Raw genomic sequence first — 12411 nt, 5'->3', positions numbered from 1 at the left:
GGTCGGAACACAGTGTTACAGTCGAAGCCAACCGGTCGAGTGGTCAGTTCGGAGTAGATGCCAGCGATGTTCCGGAACATCGTCCGTTTTTCGAAGCTCGATATGGATGTCGATCAAGGGACTCAACGCGGTGAGCAGTTCCGGATCCGGTTCACCTGGAAAATGGAAATGGCCCATCCCGTGAACGGCCAATATATCGGATCGGATCGAGCGGACGAACGCCCGAGTTGCCGAGAGACCGTCAGTATCGATGAGCACGTCCAAGGTAGTGATTCCAAGACGGAGTTCACCCGGGCAGCAGGAATCGGTCGGAATGGCGTCACAGATCGGATCACACAGGTGTGCACAGAGCCCGTTCATCGATCCCGATGTGTCCGGACTGGCATCCGTCGGTGAGAACGGTGGTGAAGGACTGGTGGTCCCTGCCATATCGTCAATGAGGTCCGTGTAATCGAGGATGTTCACGGAGGGGTGCGCTGATGGGATCCCATCCGGCAGATACTGGGCTGTGAAATCGGAGGCTCGCTCTGTAAGTATCAGTACCCGCTGTCGGTCTGTCTCGCTCTCGCCGAAGAGCCGACGAGATTGGGCGGCACGCACCCGTTCGTCTACGGGTCCGGTCACGAGGACGCAACAGCCACGGCGTTTGAGGCCCATGAGTTCGACAGCGAATGAGTCCGGATTCTGAGCCGTCTCACGACTCGAAGAATCCGGATCGCGGGGCACATCTCCCATGGTATTTATAACATGTCCATATAGAAATATTAAACTACCGGAACGTGAGTTGTTTTCCACTAAATCCATAGTAACAGATTGCCAATCGAAGCGACGACCAGCTCACCGACGCGATAGACGGACGTTCGTGGTTCGTCTCGATTGACACTGCGATACGCACCAATGTAGGTGTTCTGTCCCGGTCCGACGGAAGTCCCACGGTGTACTGCTCCGGCGAGGGATCGTCCGTCCGACGGAACCGTTCGACGAACCCCGAGTAGTTTCCCTTCAACCAGCGATAGTTGGTGTCTCACGAAGAGAATCGATCTCTCCGGAAGAATCCGACGCCAATCCGGTATGGTCTCTTCGTGATAGAAGGTGATGAATTCGTCGATCGTCTTAAGCGTGCGTAGTTAGGCAACGTTACCTCTCCATGGGACCCAGTAGCAACAGTACGTTCGATATCTCTTGATCGCCCATATGGCATGCGCTTACCGAGCCCAGTTGTATTCTTCTTTCCTGTGCTGGCTGGCGACCACGTCGTACCCCGTACCCACGAAATATATAAATTCATACATAGATAGTAGAATTACTATTTTCGTTTCATCAGCAATACCCCTATATTCGTCTTAGAAACAGTGTTTTTGATACGATCCATAAAGATAGCTATCCAAAAACGACCAGTAACTAATAAGATAACAAAAAATCTAGGATGCTGTACGATAAGATATGGGTAGATCACCATCGACGCGACTGAGACCAGTTTCATGCTGCAAAAGCGGAATAATTTCCATTTTCCATTGTCGGCAGAAGGTTCGTGAGATAGAGATATTAACAGAAGATAATTCGACTAAATCGATCAGGAACGCGATCGAGAGGACACCATGATCGATCACAAGGCGACTGATCGACGACGAGAACGGACAACAACCTATATCCCTGTTCCGGTGGAACCCTCTTTGATGTCGTGGATATATCTTTTCAGTGCCGCTCTCTTCGAAATCGGATGGGCCATCGGTCTCGAATACACGGAGGGGTTCACTCGACCCCTCCCCAGCGTGCTGACCGGCAGCGCAATGGTTTTGAGCATGGGGCTACTCGCACAGGCGGTCAAAACACTTCCTATCGGAACGGCATACGCTGTCTGGACGGGGATCGGTGCAGTCGGGACCGCTATCGCCGGTATTATTCTTTTTGGCGAGCCACGGAACATAGCACGGTTTCTCTTCATCGGTCTCATCATCACGGGCGTCATCGGACTGAAGTTCACCGGCAGCCACTGATCCCAGTGATAGATGCTCACACGTGAGAGGGAGTATCAGCATACACCAATGAGTTTATGAATTAGTGTAATTATACTAAATAATGCGACATGTTATCATTCCAGTCCCACAGGCAGGCTAATAATATGTTGTGGTACTGACGGGTAGGAGACTCATAACAGACCACGCCGTCAGCTCCGGTCAGAGGTTCGCCCCGGTGGAGCCGCCGTCGATCGGGATCGCTGTCCCGTTGATATAGCCCGACACTGGTGAAGAGAGGAACGCGACCGTGTTTCCGAGTTCCATCGGATCCCCGATCCGATCCAGTGGGTTGTCAGCCCAATCGTCCATTCCAGCCTCGTAGGAATCGTACTCACCGCGCTCGACCGCTTGATCGACGAGTTCCCGGATGCGAGCCGTTTCGTGGGAGCCGGGCAACACGGCGTTTGCGCGGATTTCGGGCGCGAACTCCGTAGCGAGTGTTTTCTCCAGACCAACAACGCCCATACGAACCGAATTCGATAACACGAGACTGTCGAGAGCTTCCTTGACGCTTCGGGAGGTAATGGTCACAATGGTTCCCCCACCGTCGTCACGGAGGTGGGGATGGGCCTCTCTTGCGAGTCGCACGACGCTCATTACGAGAAGTTCGTAGGCATCCTGCCAATCCTCGTCATCCGTTTCGAGGAACGCTCCCGACGGGGGTCCGCCAGCACTCGTTACGAGATGATCGAGTCGCCCGAACTCCTCGACTGTTCTCTCGACGAGTGCAGTAACGTCGTCGCTGTCGGTGATATCACCCGCAATCGAACGAACGTCACCGGTCGCCACCGCTTCGATCTCCGTTTTTGCCTGCTGTAATCGGTCCTCATCCCGACCGTTGATAACGACGTGTGCCCCTTCGCGTGCGAGTGCCGTCGCTGATGCCTTTCCGAGTCCGCTCGAAGACGCCGTCACCAACGCAACGTTGCCGTCGATCTGTAGGTCCATACCACATCATGTCGTGTGGTTGTTGAAAGAGTTTCTCAATAGGCAACCTATGAAACGCGTTTATCCGGAGTCGAAATACGGACGGATCGCCAGACAAAGGAGCGTTCGACACCGTTCCGGGACGACTACCACAGTTTATAAGAAATCCAAACGTATACCCGTGATACGCTCACAACATGGAATTCCCGTCAGCCGAAACGTTCACCGGCGTGCTTCCCGATTTCGAGCTTCCGACGTTCGTGGATGCACACTACACACCACAGACACCCATACTCGAAGACCCTGCGACCGTAGCCGAAAACGCGATCCACGATCTCCCGTTGAATCGCGTTCCACAGGGCGGAACGATCGCCATCGGACTCGGGAGTCGTGGTATCCACGACATCGTGCCGATCGCGTCGAGAATCATCGAGACGCTACACGAAGCCGGTTACACACCGATCGTCGTTCCAGCAATGGGTAGCCACGGCGGTGCCACGGCCGAGGGGCAGCGCCGAACGCTCGCCGAACTCGGTCTGTCGGCCGACCGACTGGGCTGTCGGATCGATGCCAGTATGGAGACCACGGTGATCGGCGAGACACCCAACGGGGAGCCAGTCCATTTCGCAACAGCAGCCCTGTCTGCCGACGGGATCGTCGTCGTTAACAGGGTAAAACCCCACACGAACTTCACAGGTCGGTTCGAAAGTGGTCTCGTCAAAATGTCGACTGTCGGATTGGGGAAACAGGCGGGGGCACAAACGATCCATAACCGTGCGTTGGTCACGGGGTACGTCGAGACGCTCGAACGGGCGTTTTCGGTCGTTCGAGAACAGACCCCGTTGCTCGGGGGCGTCGCCGTTGTCGAGAACTTTGAGGACCGAACCGCAGCGGTTGAATCACTGCGAGCGACGGCGCTTCCCGACGGGGAGACATCCCTGTTAGAGCATGCCGCCGAACAGATGCCGACGTTACCCTACGACGATCTCGACGTACTCGTCGTCGAGAAGATCGGAAAGGACATCAGCGGTGCCGGGATGGATACGAACGTTATCGGTCGCTATCAGGTTCTCAACGCGGAGGATCCGGAGACACCGGATATCGATCGTATCGTCGTGCTCGGACTAACCGAATCGACGCATGGTAACGGACAGGGGATCGGACTCGCAGACATTACGACTCGGAGCGTGGTGGAACAACTCGATTTCGACCAGATGTACACGAACGCGCTCACGAGTAGCTCCCTCTCGAAGGCTCGTCTTCCGGTCGTTCTTCCCGACGAGGAGCACGCAGTGCGAGCCGCACTCTCCACCGTCGGCCCGTACGATCCGGAGACGATCCGCATCGCGTGGATACGATCGACCGATCAGCTCTCATCGTTTCACGTCTCGCCGGTACTCGCAGACGAGTCACCAGCCGATGTGCAGACGGGGGGGACCGCAACGCTCCGCTTCGATAACGGCAATGTGCGTTTCGTTTGATATAATACGGGAGCCAACCAGCGATCAGAGCGGCACTACTCCTCTGTCAACGACGTCGATCCCGGAGGTCAATATGATGAAACGAAAGAAGATGGTTACTCCAAAGCCAACGTCGGCAAACACGACGCGCCGAGAACAGATAGAGGAGTCGCCCGGTATATGGTTGAAAACAGGGTGTGCCCGTGATCGTCTTCAAAGAAGTCGATCATCAAGCGCTACGAACGCGCGTCGGCAAGCGCCTTTCGAGTCACAGTCCTGATTCGAGGGATCCGCAGTCCAAGAGTGCTGGACGCTCGTACCGTTACAGCAGTACTTATGTAATCGAACACCTAATTTTCCCTGTTTCGAGACGCTCGTAATTATTCCACGCACCAAACACAGAGACATCACGTACGAATGAATCGAATAACGCTATACGAAGTTTTGAACCGCAGCAGTGGAGGACATCTCGTAATCAGGGAGAATAAAAAGCACCGTCAGTACGCGGAGATAGTTATTTCCCTGATACGTTTGATAAACACTCTCAGTCATGAAGCGCCGAACGTTTTTGAGTTCGACTGGATCGTTTGTGGGTGCCGGTCTCCTTTCGACGGGGATAGCAAGCGCTACAGGGGATGATCCACTCACCAGTGTCGAAGTTCGGACGGACGAACACAACGTGAGCCACCTCTATAGCGACGATTTGTACGACCTCGTCTTCGCTAATGGTTACGTGCAGGCGCGCGATCGGCTGTTCGAGATGGACGTACTCCGCCACGTCGGGTATGGTAACAGCGCGGAGGTGATCGGCGAAGCACAGCTCCAATCAGATATCGAAGTCCGGCGCGACCTCTACGACAAAGAAGAAATCACGCGCCAGTATGAGAACGCCTCCGAGCAGACCCAACGGCTCCTCGAAGCGTTCGCCGACGGCGTCAACCGCAAAATGGTCGAGATGGGCGCGACGGCCCAACTCCCTGGCGAGTTTACTGCTCTGACACACGCTCCTGAGCCGTGGAAACCCGAAGATTCCATCGCCGTGCTCAGCTACATGATCGGACGATTCGGCGTCGGTGGGGGGATGGAACTCGACAATGCACGGACACTTGCCCGCCTCAAGCGATCGTTCGAGGACGACCGCGAGGCTTACGAAGCGTTCGGTGACCTCAACTGGCTGCGTATCCGCGACGATCACTACACCTCCATCCCCGAAGAGGATCTCACCGTTGACGGCGGTGAGGACGCGCTTCCCTACGACGACGTTCCCGACGAGCAGCTCCGATACGTGGATGCTGCGCTCGGCGCACAACCATGGGGGATCGAAGAAGAGTTCTCGCTCGATGAATGGCTCAGTCGGGACGCAAAAGGAGTTATGGAGGGGTTCAAGTTCGGCAGCAACGCCCTCATCGTGGACGGCGAGCACACTGAAACAGGTAAACCGATGCTCGGCGGAGGCCCACAGATGGGGTATTTCAAGCCGCCCGTCATCCATCAGGTCGGACTCCACGGCGCAGGCTTTGACGTAACGGGCGTCGGCGTGGTCGGAACTCCCGGTGTGATTATCGGCCGCACGCCCAAATTCGCGTGGACAGTTACGAGCGGCCGTGACGATCAGATAGACACCATCGCAGTTGATCTCCATCCGGATGACAAACATCGATACAAATGGTATGACGAGTGGCACGAGATGACCACGGAAACGGTCAAACACCGCGCGTCGATCCCCGCATCCATCGTCAACGGCGATCCTGACGTTCGCATCGTCGAACAGGAAGTCGCCCGCATCGAAGAGGACGGCGCGGTAATGCCGGTAGTGGCATGGAACCCCGACGAGCGGATCGCATGGTGCCAACGAACCACGACTCGGTATGAAGAACTCGAAGGCGCGTTCATGTGGGCGACCCTCGGCCAGCGAAACGACCTTGCAGAGTTCAAAGATCAGCTTTCCGAATTTCCGTTCACGTTCAACTTCCACTACGTCGATGAGGAGGACATCGCATTCATCCACACGGGGAAGGTCCCCGACCGCAACGAATCCCTCGACCACCGCCTCCCTGCACCCGGGGCAGCTCACGAATGGCGCGGCATGCAGGTTGGACTTGGACTCGGGACGCACTACACGAACCCCTCGCAAGGGTACGTTGTGAACTGGAACAATGGTCCGTGTGCGGGCTGGCGTGCCGGTGACAAACCCCTCAACTGGGGGTCGATTCACCGAGCCGAGCTGCTCGACCAGTACACACAGCAGGCGCTCAAGGACGGTCCGCTGTCGCTCAAGGACGTCGAAGAGATCATCGACAGCGTTTCGATCCACGACGCCGCCGCGTCCTACACCGTCCCAACACTCATCGAAGCCGGACAGAACAGCGACGATCGCCGGCTGCAATCGATGGCAGCGGAGCTTGAGGCCTGGAAGCAGACGAACTACAAATGGCACGGCGAAAACGCACGCTACGATTCGGGCGGCATGGCGATTTGGGAGGAAACACGGCGCGAACTCCAATCACTCGTCTTCTCGGACGAACTTGGAGAGCAGACACCATCGCTCACCTTCGAACCGCCACAAGCGCGCCACGCCGCCGACCACGGCAACGCCGAACAGGACATCGTGCTGGTCGACGCGGTTGCCGGCCGAACCACGCACACTTGGTTCGAAGACGTCGAGGAGCGTGATCTCAGTACAGCCGGGCGAAAGCGTCGCCAGAGCGCCACGGTCAGGGAGGCACTCCGTCGTGCTGGCACCACTCTTGAAGAGCGCTACGGGAGCGCTGATCCTGCGGACTGGCAACTCGACGTGCGACAATCTCCGTTCCGGTCGCTGGGAGGGAGCACGCAGACGTCCATCGACATGATCAATCGCGCCACGTACAATCAGGCGATTGCGATGGGCGAAGGACTCGACAGTTCGAAGCACGTTCTCGTGCCGAGCAACACCGGACACCTCTCGTTCGGCGAGGTGCTTTCCACCCGCATCTCGGGCGACGAACCCGCCCGGCTGACCGAGCAACTCGAGGAGTACGTCAACTTCGACTACATTCCCCATCCCTACACCCGCGAACAGGTCGAACGACTTGCTGTTGAGAAACGAACGCTACAAACTGCGAAAACATCGCTCAACGATCCGATACAGCCGAGCGGAACGCTTCCCGATAGCGTCAAACAGGGTATTGTTGGTAAGATCCAGACCGACGGAAACGAATCGGAGGGATAGAGCAGACGACCGCCTGTCGGGAATACATCGATCCACTTGACGTCAGATCTAATGAGATTCCGTCCAGTACCGTCCTGCCGTCTCTTTTTCGAATCGTTGTGTGAACTCTTCTACGAACTCCCTTCGTGCTTTAGCGAGTTCTCTTCCGGCGTCGGTGTACATTCGGTTCGGAAGGTCGAGGATCTTCTTGTGAAGGTGGTTGAACTGCGTCGTTCCAGCAGGGGAACCATCCTCTTGGGGGGGTAAGGCAGGGTCGTGTATCGATAAGCCACGTTCGCCGCCGTAGGTGAAACATCGTGCGATCCCGACCGCCCCAAGCGCGTCGAGATTGTCCGCATCGCTGACGATCTTCGCCTCAGTGGTCTCGGGAGTGACGTGGTTGGAGTAGCGGTGTGCGCGAATACAGTGGCTGACGGCGTCGATCGTTTCTTCAGTGGCATCGTGCTCATCGAGGATTCGTGCGCTTTCGGTTGCTCCCCACTCAGCGTGGTCTTCGATATCGCCTCGATCCTCTTTCGCTCGTCCGATATCGTGAAGCAACACCGAAAGCCGGATACACGTTGTATCCACGTGAGGATGGTCGCCCACGAGCCTGTCAGCGTTCGCTTCGACCCGCTGTACGTGAAACCAATCGTGTGCAGGATTCATTTCGGGCTGAAAGTAGGACCGAGCGATGGATCGGATATTCTCGATCATCCTAGGACGAGTATCAAGAAACGCTCGTAAAACGGTATCGAAAGTAGACACTTTTATGATATTATCGTCAAACGGTCGAAACGGGAAATCACACCTTTCATACGGATCGACTCGAGAGGCGGTCGATACGTGGCGTTACAGTCATCGTTCCGCGGAATTATTTACCTTGGGGTAGTTACTGCGAGATATGACCACAGCAAATTCGATCGTCACCATCGAGACGGGTCTCGAATGGACAGAATTTACGATTACGCGGGAAAAGAACGGCAAACGATGGTAGATATCGTCGTCTCTGTAGCGCGCCTTATTGGTGCATTCGCGCTAGTGTTCATGAACGGCTTCTTCGTCGCCGCGGAATTTGCCTACGTGCGCGTGCGCTCATCAGCTGTCAAGCAACTCGTCGAGGAGGGTCGAACCGGATCAGCGACACTCCAGGAAGCGGTGGACAACCTCGATGATTATCTCGCGGTCACCCAGCTCGGAATCACCATCGCCTCACTCGGCCTTGGCTGGCTCGGCGAGCCGGCCGTTGCAGCGCTACTGGAGCCAGTGTTAGCACCGATCCTTCCCGAAAGCGTGCTCCACCTCGTCGCCTTCGCCGTCGGATTCAGCGTCATCACGTTCCTCCACGTCGTCTTCGGTGAACTCGCACCGAAAACGATCTCGATCGCAAAACCCGAGCGTATCGCCTTGATGGTCTCACCACCGATGAAGCTCTTTTACTATCTGTTCGTTCCTGGGATCGTCACCTTCAATGGAACGGCGAACCGCTTTACGCGGCTCATCGGTGTTCCACCCGCCTCGGAGAGCGACGAGATACTCACTGAAGAGGAGATCCGGACCGTGCTGAGCCGGGCTGGCCGTGAAGGTCAGATCGATACGACCGAAGTAGAGATGATCGAACAAGTCTTTATGCTCGATGACACGACAGCCCGAGCGGTGATGGTCCCTCGACCGGACGTCGTGACGATCGAGAGCGATCAGTCACTGACAGAGGTTCGCTCGTTGATTATAGAGGCAGATCACACCCGATATCCCGTCCTCGACGCCGAAGAGCCGGATCAGGTCATCGGCTTCATCGACGTCAAAGACGTGTTACGGGCGAGCGACTCCGACACTGGGAGCCACGAAGCGACCGCCAGGGATATCGCACGCGATATCCCGATCGTCCCGGAGACGGCACCCATTGCTGACATCTTGACCCAGTTTCAGCGCGATCGAGGTCAGATGGCCGCAGTGATCGACGAGTGGGGCGTCTTTGAGGGACTCGTAACCATCGAAGATATCATCGAACAGATCGTTGGTGACATCCGTGACGAGTTCGATACCGACGAGCCGTCGATCGACCGGCGTGAGGACGCCTACGTCGTCGATGGAGCCGTAACCGTCTCTGCGGTCAACGAACAACTGGACACGGACTTCGAGACCGATGAGTTCGGGACTATCGGTGGTCTCGTTTTAGACCGACTAGGTCGAGCCCCCGATGTCGGAGATCAGATCACAGTCGATGAGTATGTCCTTTCGGTCGCTGATGTCGAAGGGACTCGGATCGCGTCAATCGTGATCCGCACGGAAGAGGAACCGCAGGACGAATGACAGTTCAGTGACTAGTTTCGAGCAGAACGTATCGACACCGATTCGTAGAAGCAGCCAGCAGAGCCTGATATGGATTCTTCCTACGATCCGGAAACAGGAGAAGAAATCGATAGCTTAAAAGGAACGACAGCAACGTACCCAGCCGGGGGATCGACGGAGACACCCCCAGTGGAACAGAACGACGCTGCCGACGATCAGGATGACGAACCCGCAACGCCTCGGTGGCGGCGACTCACTGTGACGTTGAGTGCCGCCGGTATCGATTCCCTTCCGGATATGGTGATTCAAGCAACCCACCCGACGTACAGTGTGAGTGAACTCCCGGTTACCGATACAGGTAGATGCACCCTATGGCTGCCCGAAACAGTAGATACGCTAAACATCGTACTTTCGTTCCCAGCGACAGAACAAGACGACATTACAGTAACCGATATCGTCGTCGAAGAACAGGAAACGATCACGATTCCGATCGTCATCCTATCAGAAGAGCTGTGACGAAATCAGAGGTCGATCGAAACACGACAGAAGAGCGCCGTCACAGATCGGATAGAACTGTCCGAAGAGCCCCTTTCCAGACAATATATAATAAATATAACAATATTGTTATATGAATACACATTAGTAAAAATGGATAATATAAACCGTATATCCACCAAACGATCGGATGAAGATGAAATATAGAACATCGTACAGAGTAGAAGAGATCATAGGACACCTATTGCCAGTAAACTATCCAGTAGCAGACCGACATCGTATCGAGAACGTCTTCGTCGAAACGACCGAACCAGTTATATTCACCTGCTACTCAAATAATAAATTACATTCGTATCCGAAAATATCTTCTCGATGGAGGAACAACTAACAGGTAGTGAGGATAGATCATGTTCGATACGATACTCATACCAGCGGATGAGAGTGCTAGCGCGAGGAACGCCGCTCGATTCGGACAGGAGATCGCAAAGTGTTACGACGCTCGTATCGATATCCTTCATGTCCTCGGGAACGGCTCGCGTTTTTCTAATAGATCGCAAACAGAAAATGGGAATGAACAAGGCCAAGAAATACTTGAAGAGATTACAGAACTGGCTGGTGGAGACGAGCTCGCGATCGACACCCATCTCGTCGAAGGGCAGTCTCACAAATACATTGCCAGGCACATAGACGAGAACGATATCGATCTCGTCGTGATGGGCCGTCGCGACCGAAGTGGACTCGGAGAACGCCTACTCGGAACTGTTACCGACCGTGTGTTGCGTCGGACCAACACTCCGGTGGTGACTGTCACGTCAGAAAACGGTATCTCGGACGCTTCCGAAGATATCCTTCTCACGACGGACGGCAGTGAAAACGCCGAACGTGCGCTACCGTACGCGGTCAACATCGCTCGACACGTCGATACGTCATTGCATCTACTCAACGTTGTCGACGTACAGGCACAAGCAGGCATCTTCGATGCTGGCGGGGTGACTAAGGAATTCATCGAACGACTGGAGTCGGAGGGACAACAGGCAGTCGAACGACTTGCACGACGCATCAACGATCCCGAGATCACGGTGCGATCATCAGTGACTCAAGGGACATCGTACACGGCTATCGATGAATACGTTACCGAGCACGGAATCGATCTGATCGTCATCGCTTCAGAGGGGAAATCGAACTTGGCTAGCCAGTCGCTCGGAAGCGTGACGGATCACGTTCTCCAGACAGTGGACATACCGGTACTCGTGGTCGTCACCTAGCGGTCTATCGGTCGTCATTGAAACGTCTCGCTCAAAAGCCGACTCTCGACCGAACGCTACTGGTGTGATGAATCGGAAGCCTCCTCGAAGGGGGCATCCGACTCCTCGGCTTTCGGTGTTATTTCGACGAAGATCGAGAAGAGCGCTCCGAGGAGGAGTCCATAGAGTACGTGGCCGAGAAGGCTTTCGATGGCGGTCGATGGAAACGACGGTGCACCCACATCACCGATCGTCATCCAAATCGACAAGGCAGTCACCGGTAGTACAGTCCAAACCGCAAGCCCGTAGACGATCCCGGCTGCGGTGAATCGCAAATGAGGACCCATCGTATCGATGATGTCAGTTTCCACGTCGGCAGTGAGGGTATCAAAGATCACGGAGCGAGAGACGAGAAAGCCGAAGATGACACCGAGAACGAGACCATGTATCAGATGAAACACCCATCCGATAGGACCGGCGGGTGACAACCCGTATATGGCTGGAATGGTCTCGATCACGATCGCTGGATCGATCGCCCACAGCAGCCCACCGAAGATCAACGCTCCAACGACGCCGCCGACAGCGCCGCCGATCAACCAGTTCAGGCTGCCGCCGATACTGTATTCGGTCGAGGTCTCGGCCTGGGCGTTCATCACACTAGAAGGTACGACGCTGACCGACAAAAGGATTCGTTGGCGAATGCTCCTCGGACAACAAGCTGTTCGGTGTCGCGTTGGCTACGGCCCACACTGTCAGAGCCGTTTGTGACGGTTCACTCGCTGCCG

The 12411-nt window shown here is 55.5% G+C and carries 11 protein-coding genes; 6 read left to right on the top strand and 5 right to left on the bottom strand.

The window, feature by feature from the left end; translation table 11 throughout:
* Positions 1-15 precede the first annotated feature (15 nt).
* Both MW046_RS13525 and MW046_RS13520 read right to left on the bottom strand, forming a co-directional pair.
* Positions 16-735, bottom strand: a complete 720-nt coding sequence (locus tag MW046_RS13525) for a DUF7504 family protein (RefSeq protein WP_247995114.1) — start codon at positions 733-735, stop codon at positions 16-18.
* A 59-nt stretch (positions 736-794) separates the two neighbouring features.
* Positions 795-1028, bottom strand: coding sequence for a hypothetical protein (locus tag MW046_RS13520; RefSeq protein ID WP_247995113.1), 234 nt, complete (start codon positions 1026-1028; stop codon positions 795-797).
* Positions 1029-1676: 648 nt separating this feature from the next.
* On the opposite strand from MW046_RS13520, the gene sugE reads away from it, so the two are divergent.
* Positions 1677-1997, top strand: a complete 321-nt coding sequence (sugE, locus tag MW046_RS13515) for a quaternary ammonium compound efflux SMR transporter SugE (protein WP_247995112.1) — start codon at positions 1677-1679, stop codon at positions 1995-1997.
* A gap of 180 nt (positions 1998-2177) precedes the next feature.
* Here sugE and MW046_RS13510 read toward each other — a convergent pair whose 3' ends face one another.
* Positions 2178-2966, bottom strand: coding sequence for an SDR family oxidoreductase (locus tag MW046_RS13510; RefSeq protein ID WP_247995111.1), 789 nt, complete (start codon positions 2964-2966; stop codon positions 2178-2180).
* Positions 2967-3142: 176 nt separating this feature from the next.
* Here MW046_RS13510 and MW046_RS13505 point away from each other — a divergent pair, with 176 nt between their 5' ends.
* Positions 3143-4426 (top strand): nickel pincer cofactor-dependent isomerase, group 22, encoded by a 1284-nt coding sequence (locus MW046_RS13505; RefSeq protein ID WP_247995110.1) that lies wholly within the window; start codon positions 3143-3145, stop codon positions 4424-4426.
* Between the two features lie 529 nt (positions 4427-4955).
* Complete coding sequence (locus MW046_RS13500; protein WP_247995109.1) at positions 4956-7616, top strand: penicillin acylase family protein; 2661 nt, start codon at positions 4956-4958, stop codon at positions 7614-7616.
* Between the two features lie 48 nt (positions 7617-7664).
* Here MW046_RS13500 and MW046_RS13495 read toward each other — a convergent pair whose 3' ends face one another.
* The gene (locus tag MW046_RS13495; RefSeq protein WP_247995108.1) at positions 7665-8312 is read right to left on the bottom strand and encodes an HD domain-containing protein; all 648 of its coding nucleotides are present in this window, start codon (positions 8310-8312) and stop codon (positions 7665-7667) included.
* A gap of 273 nt (positions 8313-8585) precedes the next feature.
* Between MW046_RS13495 and MW046_RS13490 the strand changes: the two genes are divergently transcribed.
* The 3 genes from MW046_RS13490 (at position 8586) to MW046_RS13480 (ending at position 11647) form a co-directional block, all read left to right on the top strand.
* Positions 8586-9908: a hemolysin family protein gene (locus MW046_RS13490; protein ID WP_247995224.1), complete on the top strand. Its 1323-nt coding sequence runs from the start codon at positions 8586-8588 to the stop codon at positions 9906-9908.
* 69 nt (positions 9909-9977) lie between these two features.
* Complete coding sequence (locus MW046_RS13485; RefSeq protein ID WP_247995107.1) at positions 9978-10403, top strand: hypothetical protein; 426 nt, start codon at positions 9978-9980, stop codon at positions 10401-10403.
* A 386-nt stretch (positions 10404-10789) separates the two neighbouring features.
* Positions 10790-11647, top strand: coding sequence for a universal stress protein (locus MW046_RS13480; protein WP_247995106.1), 858 nt, complete (start codon positions 10790-10792; stop codon positions 11645-11647).
* 56 nt (positions 11648-11703) lie between these two features.
* On the opposite strand, the gene MW046_RS13475 is transcribed toward MW046_RS13480, so the two are convergent.
* Positions 11704-12279, bottom strand: coding sequence for a hypothetical protein (locus tag MW046_RS13475; RefSeq protein WP_247995105.1), 576 nt, complete (start codon positions 12277-12279; stop codon positions 11704-11706).
* Between the last annotated feature and the right edge of the window lie 132 nt (positions 12280-12411).

Origin of the sequence: Halocatena salina, assembly GCF_023115355.1 — an archaeon.
Taxonomy (GTDB): Archaea; Halobacteriota; Halobacteria; order Halobacteriales; family Haloarculaceae; genus Halocatena; species Halocatena salina.
Note: the sequence above shows the minus strand (reverse complement) of the source record. Positions and strands in the feature narration are given on the sequence as shown.